The 21,973-nt window shown below is 51.3% G+C and carries 18 protein-coding genes; all 18 read left to right on the plus strand.

The window, feature by feature from the left end:
• Positions 1 to 119 precede the first annotated feature (119 nt).
• Positions 120 to 1,802 (plus strand): 30S ribosomal protein S1, encoded by a 1,683-nt coding sequence (gene rpsA / locus ACFOJE_RS04315; RefSeq protein ID WP_377813043.1) that lies wholly within the window; start codon positions 120 to 122, stop codon positions 1,800 to 1,802.
• A gap of 319 nt (positions 1,803 to 2,121) precedes the next feature.
• Positions 2,122 to 2,415 (plus strand): integration host factor subunit beta, encoded by a 294-nt coding sequence (ihfB, locus tag ACFOJE_RS04320; protein ID WP_377813044.1) that lies wholly within the window; start codon positions 2,122 to 2,124, stop codon positions 2,413 to 2,415.
• Positions 2,416 to 2,427: 12 nt separating this feature from the next.
• The gene (locus tag ACFOJE_RS04325; RefSeq protein WP_377813045.1) at positions 2,428 to 2,736 is read left to right on the plus strand and encodes a lipopolysaccharide assembly protein LapA domain-containing protein; all 309 of its coding nucleotides are present in this window, start codon (positions 2,428 to 2,430) and stop codon (positions 2,734 to 2,736) included.
• A 321-nt stretch (positions 2,737 to 3,057) separates the two neighbouring features.
• Positions 3,058 to 3,579, plus strand: a complete 522-nt coding sequence (gene rfaH / locus ACFOJE_RS04330) for a transcription/translation regulatory transformer protein RfaH (RefSeq protein ID WP_377813046.1) — start codon at positions 3,058 to 3,060, stop codon at positions 3,577 to 3,579.
• 311 nt (positions 3,580 to 3,890) lie between these two features.
• On the plus strand, positions 3,891 to 5,639 hold the full coding sequence (locus ACFOJE_RS04335) for a type I secretion system permease/ATPase (RefSeq protein ID WP_377813047.1): 1,749 nt from the start codon (positions 3,891 to 3,893) through the stop codon (positions 5,637 to 5,639).
• A 21-nt stretch (positions 5,640 to 5,660) separates the two neighbouring features.
• Complete coding sequence (locus ACFOJE_RS04340; RefSeq protein ID WP_377813048.1) at positions 5,661 to 6,983, plus strand: HlyD family type I secretion periplasmic adaptor subunit; 1,323 nt, start codon at positions 5,661 to 5,663, stop codon at positions 6,981 to 6,983.
• Positions 6,984 to 7,007: 24 nt separating this feature from the next.
• A complete protein-coding gene (locus ACFOJE_RS04345) occupies positions 7,008 to 8,366 on the plus strand; it encodes a TolC family outer membrane protein (RefSeq protein ID WP_377813181.1) in 1,359 nt (452 codons plus the stop codon).
• A gap of 872 nt (positions 8,367 to 9,238) precedes the next feature.
• A complete protein-coding gene (locus tag ACFOJE_RS04350; protein ID WP_377813182.1) occupies positions 9,239 to 10,231 on the plus strand; it encodes a glycosyltransferase family 2 protein in 993 nt (330 codons plus the stop codon).
• A gap of 5 nt (positions 10,232 to 10,236) precedes the next feature.
• On the plus strand, positions 10,237 to 10,434 hold the full coding sequence (locus ACFOJE_RS04355; RefSeq protein ID WP_377813049.1) for a hypothetical protein: 198 nt from the start codon (positions 10,237 to 10,239) through the stop codon (positions 10,432 to 10,434).
• A complete protein-coding gene (locus ACFOJE_RS04360; protein ID WP_377813051.1) occupies positions 10,431 to 11,270 on the plus strand; it encodes an ABC transporter permease in 840 nt (279 codons plus the stop codon). Before ACFOJE_RS04355 ends, ACFOJE_RS04360 begins: the two co-directional genes overlap by 4 nt.
• A complete protein-coding gene (locus ACFOJE_RS04365; protein ID WP_377813052.1) occupies positions 11,260 to 12,615 on the plus strand; it encodes an ABC transporter ATP-binding protein in 1,356 nt (451 codons plus the stop codon). Before ACFOJE_RS04360 ends, ACFOJE_RS04365 begins: the two co-directional genes overlap by 11 nt.
• Positions 12,616 to 12,626: 11 nt before the next feature.
• Positions 12,627 to 15,464, plus strand: coding sequence for a glycosyltransferase (locus tag ACFOJE_RS04370; protein WP_377813053.1), 2,838 nt, complete (start codon positions 12,627 to 12,629; stop codon positions 15,462 to 15,464).
• Between the two features lie 303 nt (positions 15,465 to 15,767).
• A complete protein-coding gene (locus ACFOJE_RS04375; protein WP_377813054.1) occupies positions 15,768 to 16,127 on the plus strand; it encodes a glycosyltransferase family 2 protein in 360 nt (119 codons plus the stop codon).
• A gap of 8 nt (positions 16,128 to 16,135) precedes the next feature.
• Entirely contained in the window at positions 16,136 to 17,188 is a 1,053-nt protein-coding gene (locus ACFOJE_RS04380) for an HAD family hydrolase (protein ID WP_377813055.1), read from the plus strand.
• 43 nt (positions 17,189 to 17,231) lie between these two features.
• A complete protein-coding gene (locus ACFOJE_RS04385; protein WP_377813056.1) occupies positions 17,232 to 17,963 on the plus strand; it encodes a hypothetical protein in 732 nt (243 codons plus the stop codon).
• A 351-nt stretch (positions 17,964 to 18,314) separates the two neighbouring features.
• A complete protein-coding gene (locus ACFOJE_RS04390; RefSeq protein ID WP_377813058.1) occupies positions 18,315 to 19,328 on the plus strand; it encodes an acyltransferase family protein in 1,014 nt (337 codons plus the stop codon).
• Positions 19,329 to 19,958: 630 nt separating this feature from the next.
• On the plus strand, positions 19,959 to 20,753 hold the full coding sequence (locus tag ACFOJE_RS04395) for an ABC transporter permease (RefSeq protein ID WP_377813059.1): 795 nt from the start codon (positions 19,959 to 19,961) through the stop codon (positions 20,751 to 20,753).
• Positions 20,750 to 21,967 (plus strand): ABC transporter ATP-binding protein, encoded by a 1,218-nt coding sequence (locus tag ACFOJE_RS04400; RefSeq protein WP_377813060.1) that lies wholly within the window; start codon positions 20,750 to 20,752, stop codon positions 21,965 to 21,967. The genes ACFOJE_RS04395 and ACFOJE_RS04400 overlap by 4 nt, the downstream gene beginning before the upstream one ends.
• The last annotated feature ends 6 nt before the right edge of the window (positions 21,968 to 21,973 follow it).

The following is a 21,973-nucleotide window of genomic DNA, read 5'->3' on the forward strand; positions in this document are numbered from 1 at the left end:
AATAGAATGCCCGCGGGAAACCAGGCCTTGTTCCCCGTGCATTCTTTCTAAGAGAACGACCCCACATTGTCTGGAGTGTGGAGATGGGCGCCTTCCCGCCCTAATTTACAGGAATCAACATGAGCGAAAGCTTTGCAGAACTTTTTGAAGAAAGCCTGAAATCCCTCGACATGCAGCCGGGTGCGATCATCACCGGTACCGTGGTCGACATCGACGGTGACTGGGTCACCGTGCATGCCGGTCTGAAGTCCGAGGGCGTCATCCCGGTTGAGCAGTTCTACAACGAGCAGGGCGAACTGACCATCAAGGTGGGTGACGAGGTCCACGTCGCGCTGGACGCGGTGGAAGATGGCTTCGGTGAGACCAAGCTATCCCGCGAAAAAGCTAAGCGTGCCGAGTGCTGGATCGTTCTGGAAGCGGCTTTCGCGGCAGAAGAAGTCGTCAAGGGTGTCATCAACGGCAAAGTCAAGGGTGGCTTTACCGTCGATATCAACGGTATTCGCGCGTTCCTGCCGGGTTCCCTGGTCGATGTGCGTCCGGTGCGCGACACTACCCACCTGGAAGGTAAAGAGCTCGAGTTCAAGGTCATCAAGCTGGACCAGAAGCGCAACAACGTTGTCGTTTCCCGCCGCAGCGTGCTGGAAGCCGAGAACAGCGCCGAGCGCGAGGCTCTGCTGGAGTCCCTGCAGGAAGGCCAGCAGGTCAAGGGTATCGTCAAGAACCTCACCGACTACGGCGCGTTCGTCGACTTGGGTGGCGTGGATGGCCTGCTGCACATCACCGACATGGCCTGGAAGCGCATTAAGCATCCGTCCGAGATCGTCAACGTTGGTGACGAGATCGATGTTAAGGTGCTGAAGTTCGACCGCGAGCGCAATCGCGTTTCCCTGGGTCTGAAGCAGCTGGGCGAAGATCCGTGGGTCGCCATCAAGGCGCGCTACCCGGAAGGCACCCGTGTGCAGGCCCGCGTCACCAACCTGACTGACTACGGCTGCTTCGCCGAGCTGGAAGAAGGCGTAGAAGGTCTGGTGCACGTGTCCGAAATGGACTGGACCAACAAGAACATCCACCCGTCCAAGGTCGTCCAGGTCGGCGATGAAGTGGAAGTCATGGTTCTGGACATCGACGAAGAGCGTCGTCGTATCTCCCTGGGTATCAAGCAGTGCAAGTCCAACCCGTGGGAAGACTTCTCCGCTAGCTACAACAAGGGCGACCGCATCTCCGGCACCATCAAGTCGATCACCGATTTCGGTATCTTCATTGGTCTGGAAGGCGGCATCGACGGTCTAGTCCACCTGTCCGACATCTCTTGGAACGAGCCGGGTGAAGAAGCCGTGCGTCGCTTCAAGAAAGGCGACGAGCTGGATACCGTCATCCTTTCCGTCGATCCGGAGCGTGAGCGCATTTCTCTGGGCATCAAGCAGCTGGCGGACGATCCGTTCTCCAACTACGCCTCGCTCAATGAAAAAGGTAGCATCGTGCGCGGCACCGTGAAGGAAGTTGACGCCAAGGGTGCAATCATCAATCTCGGCAACGACATCGAAGGCGTACTGAAGGCCTCTGAAATCAGCCGCGATCGCGTCGAAGATGCTCGCAATGTTCTGAAAGAAGGCGATGAAGTCGAAGCCAAGATCATCAGCATCGACCGCAAGAGCCGTGTGATCAGTCTCTCCGTCAAATCGAAAGATGTTGAAGAAGAGAAGGACGCTATCAAGGAACTGCGTAGCAAGCAGGAAGCTGAGACCACTGGTCCGACCACCATCGGTGATCTGATCCGTGCTCAGATGGAAAACCAGGGCTAAGCCTGGATCCATGCAGAAAAAGAAAAGGGCGACTTCGGTCGCCCTTTTTCATTGTTCGTCCATTAATCGTCAGCAATTCTTTTCGAGTCGCGATCTGCTTTGTATGAGTCTGCCTTGTATGAGGTGGTTGAGTTCGTGATACCCGCTGTAAGGTCTGATTTCTCTTCCTGGCTCTGGGATAGTTTTGTTCGGTGTGAGCGCCTGCCTGTTTTTGCTGCTAATAATTGCGGTGATACCGTTCAGGCTGTTCAAAAGCTGTTCAGCATGCTAAAACCAGGCAACTCAGTTGATCTAGCCGCTTGAAAAAGAAGGGAAAACTATGACCAAGTCGGAGTTGATCGAGCGCATCGTCACTCATCAGGGGCAGCTCTCCGCAAAGGATGTGGAGCTGGCTATCAAGACCATGCTGGAGCAGATGGCCCAGGCGTTGGCTACTGGCGATCGTATCGAAATTCGTGGATTCGGTAGTTTCTCCTTGCACTACCGCGCGCCTCGCGTCGGGAGAAACCCGAAAACCGGACAAACCGTTCGTCTAGATGGCAAGTTCGTTCCTCATTTCAAGCCAGGGAAGGAATTGCGTGATCGTGTTAATGAAGACGAGTCGGTAATTTAAGAAGGTGGTTTTATGCGCGGTATCAAGCGCGTTCTGGCAGGGCTGATTCTCTTTCTGGTGGCTGTGGGCACGTTGGTGTTCATACTGGAGAATCGCCAAGCGGCCAGTCTCATCGTGTTCGGTTGGTCAACGCCTGAGTTGCCTATCTCGGTTTTTGTCATGCTGTCTTTGTTGCTGGGAATGGTGGTCTCGCCAGTTTTGGGCTTGATGCTCTATGGGCGGATGAGGATGCAATTGGTCTCTCGTCAGAGGCAGCTTGCCGAGTGTCGGAAAGAACTGGCTATGCGCTCGGAGCAGAATGTGGCAGAACGGGCTAAATGACAGTCCACGCTTTTGTCTGAATACGCAGAATCCTGGCTAAAAGCATACCTCCTCGCTCCATGTATCACGCCAAACCGAGTGGCCCGGAGCTCTTCTTCCGTCCGGAGCTTTTATATGCTGGCATCGTTGACTCCTATCCTTAGGCCCTCAAGCAGAAAGGGCGTGTTGCTACCTAGGGTTTCGGGGCTACTAGACTTACTGGGGCGAGCGACATTGTGAGACACATGCACGTTATCTAATGATCATTCGATGAGATATTTCGGCTGCTGAGATCCCTTTTGCGGTCGGGATGGGCAAGGCCAAGGCTAGGTGATAAGGATTATGGAAATTCCTGTAACGAAAGGTTCGGATGGCCAGTATGAGGGGAGGGCGTGGTACCTCCTACAGTGCAAGCCCCGTCAGGATGTGAGAGCCGAAGAACACCTCGCCCGACAGGGTTTCAGCTGTTTTCGGCCGCAATATCAGCGCGAGCGGATGGTCCGTGGGCGGCGCCATGTTCTCGTTGAGTCCCTGTTTCCCGGCTACCTCTTTATCCAGCTAGCCCAGAGCGACAACTGGGCACCTTTGCGCTCGACTCGCGGAGTCAATCGCCTGGTTGGCTTCGGCGGCTTTCCCTTGCCTGTCAGCGATGAGCTCATCGTCCAACTACGCCAGCGTACCGAGACTGCTCCTCATCCCCTGCTGGAGGCCGGAGACAGGGTCCGTATAACCGAAGGGAGCTTTGCTGAGCTGGATGCGATCTTCCTGGCGATGGATGGGGAAGAGCGTGTGACCTTGTTGATGACCATGCTGAATCGCGAGCATCGGCTGAGCCTACCATTGACGAGTGTACGTAAAGAGTGATGAAGCTGTATCACTAGCCCCTAGTCTGATTTCCCTCTCCTCAAATAACTTTTGCGTGTGAAAACGCTGCCTTGCTCCCGGATAGCGGGCACAGCCGAATAGGAGGACTCGACTTGAGGAAAGGCTTTGTTCCTATCTTATTGGCTCGCACCACTCCATCCCATTGCGTGAGGGGACTGGAACCCCAGTGGAATAGAACTGATTGAAACCTCTCAATTTCATCGGGTGATGGGGGACTGCAGTTTTTCGTCTGGGCAACCTGTGCTAACGTGCCGCGCGTTTCGCTTAACTCCATCAAATGGAATGATTTTATGCGCGGTGCCCATGACAACAGCCTGCATGCCGCCCTCAAGGCCTGCAAGAGCAGTTTCTTTTCAGTGGGCTTCTTCAGCTTTTTTATCAACGCGCTAATGCTGGTTCCGTCCTTCTACATGCTTCAGGTGTATGGTCGAGTAGTGACGAGCGGCAGCACGATTACGCTTGTGATGCTTACACTGATCATGGTCATGCTGATGCTGACCATGGGGGCACTGGAGTTGATACGCTCACGTATCATGGTCCGGGTCAGTGCCAAGCTGGAAATCTCGCTTAGTCGGGATGTGTATCGGGCGAGTTTCAAGCGAGCATTAGCCAGCGGAGGGATGGATGCTTCTGCCCAGCCTCTCAGCGACCTGACCGGGTTGCGTCAGTTTTTGACCGGGAACGGTCTTTTCGCTTTCTTCGATGCCCCTTGGTTGCCGGTCTATGTCGGCGTCATGTTTTTCTTTCACTCCTGGTATGGATGGGTTGCCGTTGCCAGCGCGATAGTCCTGCTGTGTCTGGCTATTGTGAACGAGAAGCTCACTGGCGCAGCTTTGGCTGAAGCCAATAAGCAGAACATCTCTGCAAGCCTTTATACCGCAAAGAATCTGCGCAACGCCGAGGTGATCGAGTCGATGGGGATGCTGCAATCCCTCATGGAGCGCTGGGCGTTGCGTCAGAAGAAAGTGCTGTTGCTACAGTCGCAGGCCAGTGATAGAGGGGGGCTGATAACTTCTATCTCAAAGACCTTTCGTTTGCTGGTCCAATCGCTGATCCTCGGGGTTGGGGCTTATCTGGCGATCAGGCAGGAGATCAATCCGGGATCCATGATCGCCGGCTCTCTGCTTCTGGGGCGGGCTCTGGCGCCGATCGACTTGATGATTGGCAGTTGGAAGGGGTTTATCTCTGCTCGATCTCAATATGCCCGTCTCAGCGAAATTCTCACGCGGCAGTTGGCCGAGCCAGAGCGCATGTCATTGCCCGCGCCGGAGGGAAACATCACAGTGGAGAACCTAGTCGTCTCCGCTCCAGGCTCTAGTACCCCGATCATCAAAAACATCAGCTTTGCCGTCTGTGCCGGCACGGTCGTGGGCGTTATCGGCCCTAGCGCTTCGGGAAAATCAACTCTCGCCAGGGCTTTGCTCGGGGTCTGGCTTCCTCAGCATGGCGTAGTACGCCTTGATGGAGCCGATATCAACAACTGGAATAAGCAAGAGCTCGGTGCGCACGTAGGGTATTTGCCGCAGGACGTTGAACTATTCGAAGGCAGCATCAGCGAAAATATCGCCCGCTTTGGCAAGGTAGAGCCAGATAAGGTCATCCAGGCCGCCAAGGCTGCTGGCGTGCATGAAATGATCCTGCAACTGCCTAAAGGATATGACACCGTCATCGGAAGTGACGGGGTCAATCTTTCCGGAGGGCAACGCCAGCGTATCGGTTTGGCACGAGCCCTCTATGGCCAACCCAGGCTGATCGTTCTCGATGAGCCCAACTCCAACCTCGATGATGTCGGTGAGCGTGCTCTGGCAGCCGCCATTGCCCAGATCAAGGCCAGTGGTGCGACCATCTTCATCATCACTCATCGGACCAATATCCTGACCCAACTGGATCGCCTGCTGGTGATGCGCAATGGCGTGATCGCTCTTTGGGGGGCGAGAGAAAAGGTTCTGGCTGAAATCAGTGCCCAACACCAGGCGACGGCGCAGCAACAGGCAGTTGAGCTCAAGGCTATCCAAGCCGCCACTGATAAGACGGCCTAGAGCTAGAAAAAGGGAATTGTGATGAGTTCTGCTACCGACAAACTCGATACTACTTTTGCAGGCATCCCTGTTTCCGATCATCGGACGCGGCTCCTTGGGTTCATCATTGTACTTGTGACATTCGGCCTATTCGGTACATGGGCCATCTTTGCGCCGTTGGATAGTGCTGCTCTAGCTCCCGGTGTGGTGACAGTGAAAACATATCGCAAGACCGTGCAGCATCTCGAGGGGGGAATTGTCAAAGACCTGCTTGTGCGTGATGGCGATATAGTCAAGGTCGGCGACCCGTTGATCGTCTTGGATGATACCCAGATCCACGCTGAGTACGAAATGATCAAAAGCCAGCTTATCGCTGCTCAAGCGATTCAGGCGAGACTAAGGGCTGAACGCGACGACCTAGCTGAGATCGATTTCTCCGGCATGCTCGAATTGGATAGCCCACGAGCCCGTGAGGCTCGGAATGGCGAAATTCAAGTATTCAATGCTCGTCGCGGTGCGCGCCTGGGCGAAATTGCTGTACTGGAGCAGCGTATCGGGCAGTTGAGCGAGCAAATCAACGGATTGAAAACCATGATCGGCACTAAAAACAGTCTTGATAGATCTTATCGAAAGGAAATCGGTGAGTTGACCGAGCTGCTTGCAGAAGGCTTCGTCGGTAAGCAGCGGCTGATCGAGCAGGAGCGCAACCTGGACAAACTCAAATCGGAAGTTGCGGATCACCAATCCGAGATCACCAAGACCAAACTGCAGATCAGCGAAACCCAATTGCAGATTTTGCAGCTCAACAAGGATTTCAACTCCAAGGTCGTCAATCAGCTGGCTGAGGTCCAGACGCAGGTATTTGACCTGCGAGAAAAACTGTCCGCACTGGATGACCGCCTGAGTCGCGTGGTGATCCGTGCACCTGTGGATGGCATGATCCTCGGCATGACTGTGCATACCATTGGTGGGGTGATCAGTCCGGCAACGCCGTTGCTGGATGTGGTGCCGTCTATATCCGACCTGGTGATTGAAGCCCAGGTCTCACCTATGGATATCGATCGCGTAGAAGTGGGCAAATCAGCTGATATTCGTTTCAATGGTTTTAATAGTGCTACCACTCCTGTTATCAAAGGCGTGGTCTCCCAGGTGTCCGCCGACCGCCTGATAAACCAAGAGACGGGAATGCCTTACTACCTGGCTCGAGTCGGCTTGACCAAGGAGGGTTTGAAGATGCTAGGTGGGCTCAAGTTGCTGCCGGGGATGCCGGCTGAAGTACTGATCAGTACCGGTGAAAGGACAATGTTGCAGTACCTGCTGCAGCCAGCGAGCAATCTGGTCGCCAAGTCCATGATAGAGGACTGAGCCGTGCTCCTGATCCTCGGTTTAATGCTGGGTTTGTTGGTTCAGCAGGCTCACGCTGAGCCTTCAGGTACTGATACTGGGGTGCAAGCTTCTAATTATGTATCTGATCTGATGCAGCTCTATCGGGAGTCTCGTCTTGAGGACCCTCGCATATTGTCTGCCTACGCCCAGGCCCAGGCTGGCAAGGATCGCCAGCGCGAGGCCTTGGGGGCGTTGCTGCCGCAGATCAATGCCGGTGCCTCTCTCAACCGTAACCGGCGGGACTCCAAGGGCTTGCCCCTCGAGTACTACAACAATGAGCGCTACAACATTTCCTTGAGCCAGCACCTCTACAACAAGGCGGCCTGGGAGAATTATCAGAAGTTCAAGGAGCGAGCCAGTCAGGGGGTATCCGAGGCCGAAGATGCTCTTTCCGAAGCGACTGTCGATCTTGCCCAGCGCTACTTCGCCGCCTTGGCAGCGGATGATGAATTGGAGCTGGTCATGGCCGAACGCCGTGCCACGCAGAAAAACCTGGATCAGGTCAACGCCCTGTACAAGAAGCAGATGGCAATGATCACCGATGTCCTTGATCTACAGGCGCGTGTCGATACGCTGGCAGCATCGGAAGTGGAAGCACGAAATCAGGTGCGACTCAGTCGCCAGGAGCTGACCGAGCTGATCGGCCGGCCGGTGAGTGAAAGGCTCGGTCGCGTGCGTGAAGATATCGAGTTGCAGGTTCCTGCGGAGAGCTTGGAGGCGTGGGTTGATCGTGCCCTCGCCAGTAACCCGGCTCTCAAAGCGCGAGAGAGTGCCCTGCTGGCAGCCAATGCAGCCCTACGAGAGGGCAAGGGAGGTCATTATCCTTCTCTTAGCCTCAATCTCAGCGGCCTGCGCAGCAACGTTGGCTATGACAACAGCATGACCCCTCGCTACGATAACTACGTGGCCAGCTTAGGCGTACAGGTGCCGATCTACAGCGGTGGTTCTACCTCGGCGAGAGTTCGTGCATTGCATGGCGACCAGATCACCGCGGAGCAGGAACTGGAGGCCATGCGGCGCCAAGTAGTCAAGGAAACGACCAACGCATACCTCACTGCTCAATCCAGCGTGGAAAAAGTCCGCGCCTCACGCAATGCGCTCGAGTCAGCGGAAAAGGCTACTATCGCTTCCGAACGAGGCTTCCAGTTTGGAGTGGTGAACTCAGTCGACGTGCTGACCAGTGTAAAGAACGAATACGAGGCGAGGCGTAATCTGCTCAAGGCCCAGTATGATTTCATGACCAATCTGTTGGTGCTAAACCGTTGGGCTGGAGCCCTGTCGGAGAGAACGATAGAAAGCGTCAACGTATGGCTGGCCCGCAGCGAAGAGTCTCGCGCATTCAGGCGTAATGCTCCGGAATGATGGCGGTATGGTCCAAACATGTTCGGACCTTGTAGCGCTTCTCGTGAAAGAAGGGGTCAGGCAGTTTTGTAATGACGCCCCTTGGCATTCCCCTGTCGGGTTTGGCTTTCTCATAAGAAGCACTGGTCGAACTGAATCCTTCTCAGGTGCGTAATCTGAGGAGGTAGTATTATGAGCATCTGTCAAGCGAACAGCTGAAGGAGTATCTAGCTAGTGTGTTTTCCTAGGCCCTGAAGGCATACATGCGGACGTATATGGCCATGGAGCTGATTTAGGCTGGAAAGAAAGTGCTGCATATCATCGGAAGTAGAGAATTTTTCAGTATAAAATGCGGAGAAAATTCTGGAATACAGTTTAGTTCCTGCAGTGAGTTAGATGTGCCCGAACAGAAGGCTTGTCTCTGTATGCAGAGTAAGTCTTGTTAGAGGGATAAGAAAAATATCTTGGTTGCAGTAGGATTTGGCCCTCTCGGCAGCAGTGCCAGAGTAAAAAACTTATGAAGTTAGTCCTTCCTAATCCCTGCTTCCTAGGCGCTCACACAGGCCCTCAATGACAATTGATGGCTCTGTACTCACAAGAATCAGGACATCCTATTTGCTTGGTGGTTTGCTCAATCGCTCAGTTTTAGAAAAAGCTTGCGATCTATACGAAATTCTGCAGTTAGGGAAGAGCCTACGCAGGCGCTTGCAGTGTTGTATATGATTTTATTAATGAGGGGAAGTGAGGGTTGTGTGCTGGAGCATAAATGAGAGGCTATTACTTGCTAATGAAACGAGCTCGGTTGAGCGTTATGGCTTGCAAGGTCATCTCGTCAACAAGAGTATGATCATGGTTTACGGTGGCTAGCAGTAGGACCAATCGTCTTGAGTTATGTGACCAAGCAACTAAAGTCGGATGCGCTAGGCCGCCAAAGTATGGCGCCAGCAGAAAGCAGCTTTTCATCTGCCCAAGTGGCAATTTTGCTCTGTACGTATAATGGTGCAGAGTTCTTGAGTGCACAGCTGAATTCTATTGAGCGGCAGACCCATACGAACTGGATTATTCATGCCTCGGATGATGGTTCAAATGATGAAACTTTAGAGGTCTTGCAAAGCTACCGAAAGCGGTTCGGCCAAGATCGTTTGGTCATTTATGCTGGCCCTCAGCAAGGCTTTGCCAAGAATTTCATGTCTTTGATTAATAATTCGGAAATTCAAGCAGATTATTTTGCTTTTTGCGATCAGGACGATGTCTGGTTTGCCGATAAGCTAGCTAGAAGTCTGAAGAACATATCGAATATACCATTGAATATGCCTGCCCTGTATTGCTCAAGAACACGCTTGATCAATGCGTTGGGGCAGGTTATAGGTTATTCGCCCTTGTTTACTAGGAAACCGAGCTTCCGTAACGCTTTGGTCCAAAGTTTGGCTGGGGCCAATACCATGATGCTGAACAATGCAGCTCGGATATTGCTAACTCAAATACCGAATGACACATATATCGTTTCTCATGACTGGTTAGCTTATTTGCTGGTAAGCGGTTGCGGGGGAGCAGTTCTCTATGACCCGAAGCCTACGCTCGATTACCGGCAACATGGGGCGAATCTGATTGGCTCTAATACCCGACTAGCTGATAGATTGGTGCGCATCCGAAAAATGCTTGCTGGTACATTCAGAGAGTGGAATCGGCATAATCTGTATGCACTAAGCAATAGTCACCAGTGGCTAACGAGTAATAATCGAACTGCACTCAGACTGTTCATGCAGGTCCGTGAAAGTGGTTTGTTGTTAAGGCGTATCTATTCGTTGAAGAAAGCGGGCTTATATCGGCAAACCCTGTTGGGTAATATCGGTTTAGTCGTTGCCGTTAGCATTAGGAGGATTTAAAGAATATGTCCATCTTGCCTGCAGGTGGCGCTGGATACTTTAGGGTGTGTCTTGTTTTGGATTGGCCGGCGACTAATGATAAGCCGATTATGAGTCGAGATGATTTGCTTTATGCAGGCAGTTTGGAGAATCTGCAAGGGCTCGAAGGCTATAAGCAGAGGTTCTTTATCAAAGAGAGTGCTAATGCCGGGGTGTTTGCATGAATCCACATGCTGCGCAATCAATATCATTGCTTACTTTAGTGCACAGTCTGTGGAAACACCGCCAGTTATTAGGGCAAATGACCAAGCGTGAAGTGATTGGTCGTTATAAAGGTTCATTTTTGGGGTTAGGGTGGTCTTTCCTTAATCCGCTGTTAATGCTTTGCGTTTATACCTTCGTTTTTTCGGTAGTATTCAAAGCGCGTTGGGGCGGTTCCCCTGAAGGGGGAGAGGAAAGCAAAGCTATGTTTGCTATCGTGCTTTTCGTGGGCATGATCGTACATGGGGTTTTTGCTGAGATTCTGAATCGTGCGCCAAACTTGATCACTGGTAACGTGAACTATGTGAAAAAAGTGGTGTTTCCCTTGGAAATACTTCCTGTGGTCACGGCGAATGTAGCCTTGTTTCATGCTCTGGCTAGTTTGGTTGTGTGGTTGTTGGCTTATATTGTTTTTATTGACGTGCCACATTGGAATATATTGTTGTTTCCAGTAGTCATGCTGCCTCTTTTGTTGTTGGGGTTGGGAGTTGCCTGGTTCTTGGCTTCGTTCGGCGTTTTCATGCGGGACATAGGCCCAGCTATATCCATTATAACCATGGTCATGATGTTTCTATCGCCTGTGTTTTTTCCGATGAAAAGCTTGCCGGAAGAAATTCAACCGCTGATTATGGCGAATCCATTGACTTTCATCATTGAGCAAGCTCGGGATGTTCTAATATGGGGGCGGGCTCCTGACTTTCAGGGGCTATTATGCTACACGGCTGTAGCACTGATTGTATTCTGGGCTGGATTTGCTTGGTTCCAAAAGACCCGCAAAGGATTTTCCGATGTGCTCTGATGTGGCAATTGTGGTAAAGAATCTCAGTAAATCTTTCCATATCTATGATAAGCCCCGAGATCGCTTGCTACAGATGCTTAGCTGCAGTGGTCGGAAGTTTTATAGAGAATTTTTGGCCTTGCGTGATGTGTCGTTCAGCATAGAAAAGGGTGAAACAGTCGGGATAGTCGGGCGTAACGGCAGCGGCAAATCCACATTGCTACAAATCATTTGTGGCACATTGACGCCTTCTGCGGGGGAGGTACGAACCAATGGGCGGATAGCTGCCCTCCTGGAGTTAGGCTCGGGTTTTAATCCAGATTTCAGCGGACGTGAGAATGTCTACATGAATGCCGCTGTGCTCGGGCTATCGAAAGAGGAAACCGACGCGCGTTTCGCTGAAATAGAGGCTTTTGCCGAAATTGGAGATTTCATCGATCAACCGGTCAAGACCTATTCCAGTGGGATGATGGTTCGCTTGGCCTTTGCCGTGGCTATTAATGTCGATCCACAGATATTGATAGTCGATGAAGCGCTATCGGTTGGCGACGAGTTGTTTCAGCGTAAATGCTTTGCGCGTATCGAAGCAATCAAGGCGAGTGGGGCTACCATTCTTTTTGTATCTCATGCTGGTAGTACAGTCATTGAATTATGTGATCGCGCTATTTTGATGGATGGGGGCGATAAACTGGCAGAGGGAGCACCCAAATCAATCATCGGCAAGTATCAGAAACTACTATATGCGCCTGCCGACAAGGTCGAGGCTATTCGTGCAGCGATTAGTGGGGATAGCCATAGAGAAATTATTGAAACCGACTCTCCAGCCTTGCTGATGGAAAGTAAGGTAGCCAAAGATGTGACCCCCGAGCTGGAGGAGTTTTATGATCCTAATTTGCAATCGCAGAGCGTGCTGGCGTATGAGTCCCATGGCGTGCTCATCGAGAGCCCGAAAATCCTCAATCTCGCTGGTAAAGTCGTCAACTGTCTGAAGCGCGGCCAGACATACCGTTACACCTATCAAGTAAGCTTTGCCATAGGTGCGACCGGCGTACGGTTTGGCATGATGATCAAGACATTGGCTGGCGTTGAACTCGGCGGTGCAACCAGCGCTGTGAGTCTTCAAGATGCCGTTCCTTACGTGGATAAAGGATCGACCATGCAGGTCGAGTTTGCTTTTCAGTGCAACCTGAATCCGGGTACTTATTTTCTTAATGCGGGAGTCTTGGGCTCGACTGGGCAAGGCGAGACGTATTTGCACCGTTTATTGGATGCCTGTTTGTTCCGTGTACTACCTACAGCAGATCAGACGGCTACCGGTGTGGTGGATTTCAAGTGTGTCCCAGACTTCATTATTTCAACTAATTAAAGATTACGCATATGGGACGAAAAACTATTGTTGTGGTGCTGGGTATGCATCGAAGCGGTACTAGCGCAATCACCCGAAGCTTGCAGGTTTTGGGGGTTGAGCTTGGGGGGGATTTGATTCCTCCCAACCTAAATGTCAATGCAAAAGGCTTTTGGGAAGATGCTGATGTTAATGCACTCAATATTGAGTTGCTTGATGCGCTAGGTCATGACTGGCATAGTTTGACTCCCGTATTGCCTGGCGACTTCAATCTTCCACTCGTTGATGCATTCAAGCTGCGTGCGGTGCAATTATTGAGGGAGAAGTTATCGGCTATCGATTGCTTCGGGTTGAAAGATCCTCGAATAGCAAGGCTGCTACCTTTCTGGCTCAGTGTTTTCGATCATCTGGATATTCACGTCAGCTATGTAATTGCCTGTCGCCACCCTATGAGTGTGGCTCGCTCTTTAGCAAAGCGGGATGGTTTCGCTTTGGAGAAGGCTTATCAGTTGTGGCTAGAGCACACGCTGGCAAGCTTATCGGGGACGCAAAATCAACCTCGCATCGTAGTAAGTTATGACTTGCTTATGGAGGAGCCGGCCACCCAGTTGCAGCGTATTGCCCAGGCTTTAGGGTTGCCATTCGATGCGGAGAGCCAAGCGTTTGCCGAATACAGAGAGGAGTTTCTGGAAGAGGGGCTTCGGCATACCCGTTTTGAAGCCGCTGATTTGCGCCTGGATAAAGCGGTCTCCCCACATGTGGAGGAGCTTTATAGTGCTTTGTTACAAATGGCTACTGACCAGGTGGAACTTGATTCGCCGGAATTGGATGCATTGCTAACAAGGTTGCAAGAAGGACTCAGACAGAACTACACGATTTTGCATTACGCCGGTCAATGCGAGGCTCGTGTTAACGAATGCACTAATCAGATTGCGGCCCAAGAAGAGGAAATCGCGAGCAGGGGCACTCAGATCGATGGCCTGAGCGTTGTTGTTGCTGAGCGTGATAACCAGATCAGGGATTTGAGCCAGACAGTGGCTGCTCAGACGGGGCAAATTAATGGCCTGAATGAGGCCATCGCTCATCGTGATGTTCAAGTTCAGGGATTGAATCAGACGGTAGTCTCCCAAGAAGTACAGATCGTAAGTCTGAGCGCTGGTATAGCCGATCGGGACAACCAGATTCAGAGCTTGAATCTGGCGGTGGCTGCACAAGAAGAGCAGATCGTAAGCCTGAACGCAGACATAGCTGACTGCGGCAAACAGATTCAGGGCTTGAATCAGGTGGTAGTTGCTCAAGAAGAGCAGATCGCAAGCCTCAACGCCGGCATAGTCCAGCGCGATAATCAGATTCAAGGCCTAAGCCAGACGGTGTCAGCCCAAGGTGGGCAAATTGACAAGTTGAATAAGGAAATGGCCTGGCACTGCGAACAGGCTCATTCCCTAAAGCTTGTGGTCGAGGATCGAGATAGACAGGTCGCGGCCATGCAGGCAACGCTGCAGGCACTCTACATGTCCACTAGTTGGCGCATGACTTCTCACCTGCGCTACATAGGCCGTATTAAGCGCAAAGCCAAAGACATACAGATTATTGCCCGCCGTCAACTACAGAACGAGTCCTGGTTTGCTTTGGCGAAAAAGGTGCTGAGGGTCTGGCGTCGAGAAGGGGTGAATGGTTTAAGGGCGCGGGTACGCTATCAACACTATCTGGCAACTCTTTCGGTGCCCACGCCGTTAGTGGTTCCAACGTTCTCTGCCCCTTCAGTCCCTGCCGCTCCCACCGCTGCCCCCGTCTCGCCCGGAGTAGTGAGTTCTTTTATGCCGGCCGCTCTGGTGCGCCATCCACAGGGGGGCTATGAGCTCGCCCCTGCATCCAGAGGTTACACATATATCGAGCCGCAACGCCCTGCTGATTTAGATGCCCAACTTGCTGCCCTGGATTCCGCGCCTTTGTTTTCCATTGTGGTTCCGGTCTACAACACAACGCCCGAGTTGCTGAATGCCGTTCTTTCATCTGTACAAGCCCAGTGGTATCCACACTGGGAGTTGATTCTGGCTGACGATGCCAGTCCTGCCGAAGAAACACGTAAGGCGTTAGCCCAGATAGACCATCCGAAAATCAAGGTATTACGTCTGGACAGCAATAAAGGGATCTCCGGTGCGACCAATGTGGGCCTTGAGGCTGCACAGGGCGAATTCATCGTTTTCATGGATCATGATGATGAATTGACCGTGGACTGCCTGTATGAGCTGGCCTTGTGCATCAATCGGGAAAATCCGGACTTCATCTATAGCGATGAAGACAAGCTCACCGAGCAAGGCGAGTATATCCAGCCGCATTTCAAGCCGGACTGGTCCCCGGATACCATGATGAGCACCATGTACACCTGCCACGTGTCCTGTGTTCGCCGCAGTCTGCTGGGCAAGGTGGGGGGGCTGCGTTCTGAGTTCGATGGTTGTCAGGATTGGGATTTCGTCCTGCGCGTGGCCGAGCACACCGACCGTATCAGTCATATTCCCAAGGTGCTTTACCACTGGCGCATTATTCCTGCCTCGGTTGCGTCGGATCTTGCCGCCAAACCTTATGTAATTGACGCTTCTCGCCGTGCTCGAATGGAGGCTTTGGCACGTCGTGGTTTGAAAGCTAGCTTGGAGCCACTCTCTCAGGCTCCGGGATATTATCGCGTTAATTATCACCTGCAAGGTTCGCCGTTGGTCTCCATCATCGTCCCAACTCGGGATAATGGTTCCGTTTTGCGTCGTTGCATTGATTCTATTCAGGAAAAGAGTAGTTATCGTGATTTAGAAATAATTGTTCTAGATAATGGTTCCGTTGAACCCTCAACTGTTGCCTATTTCAAGGAACTGTAGGAAGAGGGACTGGCGACGGTTATCCGGCATGATGCCCCTTTCAACTTTTCCGAGCTGAACAATATCGGTGTCAGGAATGCAAAGGGCGAATTGCTGCTATTCCTCAACGATGACACCGAAGTGCTTTGTAGTGATTGGCTGCAGCGTCTTGGGGGGTATGCTCAACTCCCACATATCGGTGCGGTAGGGGCCAAGCTGCTTTATCCTGGTGGCTCTGAAGTCCAACATGCAGGTGTTCTAAATCTTGAGAATGGTCCAGGTCATGCCTTCCTTCGTCTTCCAAGCTATCACCCTGGTTACTTCATGCGCAATCTGCTGGAGTACAACTGGCTAGCCGTCACCGGGGCCTGCCTGATGATTGAAGCCGAAAAGTTCAAGGCACTGGGTGGTTTCGATGAGACCCTGCCGGTGGCCTACAACGACATCGAGCTATGCATGCGCAGCGTCGAAGAGGGGTACTACAACGTGGTGTGCCAGGCCGTGACGCTGATTCACCATGAATCGGTCAGCCGGGGCCTCGACCATGTCGACCCGGTCAAGCTGGCGCGCCTGCAGAGCGAACTTCGGCGTCTCTACAATATGCATCCGACCTTTTTCCAATACGACCCCTTCCATAATCCGAACCTGCACCCTAACGGAATCAATTTCGAGGTGCCCGCATGATGGAGGGGATGACCAGGAACGACAGTGAAGTGCTTGAAGTACCTGTTGTAAGAGCTCCTTTTCGTCATAGCGATGATCTTCAAAGCTTGATTGAAAGCGCCGCGGCGATTTCCTTCGATTTTTTCGATACGCTTTTCGTTCGTCCGCTGGCATATCCCGAGGATGTTTTCGACATCCTCGGTCGTCAGTTCGACATACCCGACTTCCGCAACAAGCGGCGCGCTGCGCAGGCAGAGGCCTTTCGCCGTATGCTGGACTCGGGACGCAAGGAAATCACGCTGGAGAACATTTACGCCTGTCTCACAGAAACGGGCATTCCCGCCGATGTGTTGATGCGTGCCGAATATGAACTGGAGCTGGCCCTGATAGAGCCGAACCCGGAGCTTTTCACGCTGTTCCGTACGCTGCTCGACAGTGGCAAGCCAGTAGTCATCACCTCGGATATGTACCTGACGGCTGATTTCTTCAAAGAGGCGCTCCGGCCTTACGGATTGGATTGTGTCCCTCTGTTCATATCTGCAGATTGCAATGCGACCAAACGAGATGCCGGTGAAATATTCGATATTCTCGCCGGCAGTTTGGAAATGCAGCCAAGGGAAATTCTTCATATCGGAGATAACGAACTGGCCGATGTAAAGCGCCCTCGCGAGAAAGGGCTGATGACTTTTCATTATCGAGCTAGTCGTTTACGTGACGTCAAGAAAGATGTTTCCCTCGCAACTTCCATCGGGCATGGCTTGCTGCAGACGAAAGCTCGAGATATCGAGCCGAATTCCTATGAGGAACTTGGCTTCCTTTATGGGGGCGCTGCGAATCTGGGATTCCTCGAGTGGATAAAGGAACGCGCCCGTCAGGATGGCATTGACCATGTACTCTTCCTCTCTCGCGACGGCTATGCGCTTGAACGCATAGCCCGAGCGCAAGGAAATTGCGAGCTACCGGACTTTTGTTATTTCCTTGGCTCACGTACGGCTTATACGTTAGCCGCTATCACTACCGATAATTTCAGCCAGTTTTTCCCATTTCTGCTCTCGGGGGGGGGATGGGCTGGCGCCCTATGAACTCCTGGAGCGTATAGGTGTACAGCCGCCATCACCGAGGATCATGGCGGATCTGGGATTGGGTGCCGATGTGCGTGTCAGCCCCGCTCTATACGAGAAAATTTGCAGCTTCTTGTACGCCTACCGCTGGGAAATCCTGAAAGCCTGTCAGCGCAACCGCCGTGCGTTGTACCAATATCTCAAGCAGGTTGGACTGAAGCCGGGAAGCCGGGTGGCGCTGGTCGATGTGGGATGGAGCGGTACAACTCAGGAAGCATTCGAACAAGCGGTTCGTCCGCTGATGGACCTAGAGGTATTCGGTTATTACTTCTGTCTGGCGGATACGCCCGAACGTCTGCGACGTGAGAAGACTCAGCGCATGTCGGCCATGGTGACGGCTGCCAACACCTCTGAGTCGACCATTGCGAGCATTTATGCCAATCGGGTGGCTGTAGAACTGTTCTTTTCTGCGCCGCATCACTCTGTGATCGGTTTGCAGTTTGCCAAGGGCAAGGTCGAGCCTGTTTTAGATGCGGGCAGGGGTAATACCGACGAATTAATGGTGATTAGTAATGAAATATGTCGGGGGATTATGCATTTCTCTGAGCATTATTCCGAACTGAAAAAGCGCTTAGCTTTGCAAGCATCCCCGTTACAGATTGCTTGGCCTTTGATTGAGTTGGTCATGGCTGAAAAGGGTAGTGCCTATAAGAAGCTGGGACGAATCAGAAATTTCGATGCCTGGGGCAGTTCATCTAATCATGAGTTGGTTTTGTTGAATTATCTACAAGGATAGGCAGCGTGACCATTAGTGGTTACAAGAGCTGAGGGCAACACAGTTACTAAAGTGCAGCGGGTGTTTCATGATACTTGAGCATCCGCTCACTCATGACTTTAAGGGGAATTTGAGGCAGAAGAACTAGTGAGACTGGATGTTTGGCTTGTCGGCCATCGCATCCAACGGCTGCTGGCTGTCCATGCCTTTAGGACTATTGCCGTTGATGTTCTCGTACATCCAAGCCATCAAGGGTTGTACAGGCAAAGAAACGAGTGATACGCCATCGACGCACTTGGCAGTCATGGGCTTCTGGAGCCCTTACCGGTGAAATGGTACAGTCGCCGTCTCTTGATAAAGGTGGAATGTAGTATGCGATTCGAGGGAGCAGATGGTATTAGAGGGCTAGCTTGCCTGATAGTACTATGTACCCATGCTGTTGCCATGTTTTTTAATTCTACATATATGGCATTGGCTGGCATGGGCAAGGTAGGTGTTTGGCTTTTCTTTGTTCTCAGTGCTTTCCTGTTGACAAGTAAGTTTGATAAGTTCGGCTTTGATTCCTTCCAGATTTTTAGTTATGCCCTTGGAAGGTGTTTAAGAATTATTCCTCTGTTTGCTCTCGTCCTCTGTCTCTATTATCTTCTCGGGACTGCTGGGGTGAGTAATGCAAAAGATCTCTTGGATGCAATAACTCTAAGTTATGGTTATGCGCACCTATGGACGATTCCAGTGGAGTTCAAGTTTTACTTGATTCTCCCTTTTATTGCGTTTCTTTTTGTTTTTATTAGAAATAAATACGGTAATTTTGCTGTATTCGTCTTCTCTTTTACCTTTGTCTTGGTTCAGCAGTGCGTGCGACCATATTACGATACACCCGAGAATAGCATATCTACATCCTGGTATCTATCCAGCTTTACCATTGGTTGCTATTGTGCTGTATCAATCGATTTTTTTAGAGGATATATTTCTGCAAGAATGGCAAGCGTGATTGGTATTTTTGTTATTTTTGCAATGGTCTGTGTAAGTCCTGTTGTGAGAAATATCGTATTTGATATGCCTCTGGATAAATGGACTCAGGATAAACATGTTTTTATTAGCGCTGTGTGGGGGCTTTTCGTTGTTGCTTTGGTTGATGGAAAAGGATTTTTGGGATGCTTATTGAAAAGCAAAATTATGGTGAAGATGGGGATGTTCAGCTATTCAGTATACCTTGTTCATTGGTATTTCTATGTTTCGCTTGCAAACAAGTATCCAGATAGTTATTTTTGGATGATTGTCGGTTTTTTCAGTTCTATTATCTTCGGTGGACTCCTTTACTATGCTGTCGAGGCGCCATTAGAGAGGCTCAGGCATAGTATTCAGATAAAGATACGGCCATTGTAAGTAGCCCATAAAGCTATCGCTTACTTCCAGGTCTATGCACTCGGCGAGAGCTATGATTGGCGAGTAATTTCAAAGTAGTAAAGGTTCAGATTGTTTGGCGCTATTTATTCGATGTACATGTCGCTAACCTAATGAGGTAGGACCGCCTGTTAAGCCTCGCAGGCACTATCTGTGAGAGGGGGGGTTGATAAGCAATCTTGGTGTGCAGCAAATGTGCGATAATGCACTGCAGACACAGAGCTATTGCTCATTTGTATAGGCAGTTTCGGTTATAGACGGCTGAGTTGCGTATGGATAATCGCTCTTAAGCTAAAAATGAATTGGGAGTAAAGTTTCAGTCCTGCTCGATTGGCCTAGGCTGCTAACAAAACGTCAGACAAGCGACCTTCCACCCCTTTCGTTCAAAGTGACGGCGATAGGTTTTGTTAGGTTCTCTCTGAGAGTGAAGATTCAGGCAGCGCATACAATGCGAGAATTCCCAGAGCACTCATCGCCATAAAAAACTTAGCCGTGTCTATTACCGGGCTGCGCTTCGGGCAAGCTTTTAAATTGTTGGTATAGAACTCTCGCTCAGAAACCCTGTCTGATTGCTATGACCTTGCTGCTGAGTACCCAAGGAAGGAGTAAGCAATGCTCGGTATCTTAAGCAGTCTCTGGCAGTACAGAGGCTTTGTTGTTTCATCCATACGCAACGACTTGATTGCTCGCTTCGTCCGCAGTCGTCTTGGCGGGCTATGGATGATCATCAATCCGCTCGCCCAGGTGGCGATCTACGCCCTGATCCTTTCCAACGTGCTGGCAGCCAAACTGCCTGGGATCGAGAGCAAGTATGCCTATGCCCTCTATCTGATGGCGGGCATGCTGGCCTGGAGCCTCTTCGCCGAAATCATCGGCCGCTGTCTGACGCTGTTCATCGATCAGGGCAATTTAATGAAGAAAATGCGCTTCCCACGCATCACATTGCCGGTGATCGTGGTTGGCTCCAGCCTGCTGAATAACCTGTTGCTGTTCATTGCCATGCTGGTTGTATTCGCTGTGCTTGGACAGACCCCTAACTTTCAGATGTTCTGGCTGATCCTTCTCACCCTCGCAGTAGTGGCTTTGGCAGCCGGCATAGGCCTGATTCTTGGTGTGCTCAATGTCTTCGTGCGCGATATTGGCCAGGTGATTCCCATCCTGCTTCAGGTGTGGTTCTGGTTCACCCCGGTCGTTTACCCGGTGAGTATCATTCCCGAAGAACTCAAAGGTACTGTGGGTGCCAACCCCATGTACCCCATCGTCACTGCCTACCACGACATTCTTGTCTACGGTAAAGCGCCGGATCTGCAGCAAGTGTTGATCACTGTGGCTTTGGCGATCGGTCTGATGTTGATCGGTCTGTTCATGTTTCGTCGATCGACTCCGGAAATGGTGGATGCCCTATGAGCCTGCTTGTCATAGACAACTTGGGCAAGTCCTACCGGACCTATCGCTCCGAATGGCAGCGTATTGCCCGCTGGTTTTTTCTGCCGGTAAAGCCGAGCGAAGAGCATTGGGTGCTCAAACACATCAGCTTTTCCGTCTTGCCCGGCGAGGCTATTGGTATCGTCGGCCAGAACGGTGCCGGCAAATCGACTCTGTTAAAGATGATCACTGGCACTTTGCATCCTACGGAAGGCGCTATACAGATCAATGGTCGAGTCGCTGCCATTCTTGAATTGGGAATGGGGTTCAATCCCGAGTTGACCGGACGACAGAACGTTTATCACGCGGCTGGATTGATGGGATTCAATACCGATGAAATCAAACAGGCGATGGGTGAAATCGAAGCGTTCGCCGAGATCGGTGATTACTTCGACGAGCCTGTACGTATGTATTCGAGCGGGATGCAAATGCGTGTGGCTTTTTCTGTAGCAACCGCTTTCCGCCCAGAAATTCTTATCATTGATGAGGCTCTCTCGGTAGGCGATAGTTACTTTCAGCACAAGAGTTTCGATCGCATTCGTGAATTCCAGAAGCAGGGGACCACATTGTTGATCGTCTCTCATGACCGAGGTGCAATCCAGTCACTATGCAATCGAGCCATCCTCTTGGAGGGCGGTACGGTGATCAAGGATGGAAAGCCTGAAGAGGTTATGGATTTCTACAACGCCATAATCGCTGAAAAGGAAAATACTACTGTAAAAATTCGAAAAATCGAGGATGGTAGCGTTCAGACTTGCTCCGGCAGCGGTGAGGCCAGCATAGAGTCGGTCAGTCTTCACAATGCCGCAGGAGAACTCGTCGAATTCATTCCTGTAGGTGAGCCGGTTTCATTACGCATAAGGGCTAAAATCAATCGTGATATTCCCGAGTTGGTTATGGGATACATGATCAAGGATCGCCTGGGGCAGTCGGTTTTCGGTACTAATACTCATTATTTGGATTGTAAGCTTGAGGCTCTGTGGGCTGGAGAGGTAGTGGAATATCGCTTCGGTTTTCCCGCCAATCTAGGCGTGGGTTCTTATTCCGTGGCAGTTGCTTTGCATGCTACTCATAGTCATATCGCGCGCAATTATGAATGGCGGGATCTGGCGCTGCTTTTCAATGTAATTAATATTTCACGGGAGGAGTTTGTCGGTTTGGCCTGGATACCGCCGAGTGTGGAGTGCTGTCGGTAACGATAG

The organism is Azotobacter bryophylli, from assembly GCF_042643485.1.
In the GTDB taxonomy this organism is placed as follows: domain Bacteria; phylum Pseudomonadota; class Gammaproteobacteria; order Pseudomonadales; family Pseudomonadaceae; genus Azotobacter; species Azotobacter bryophylli.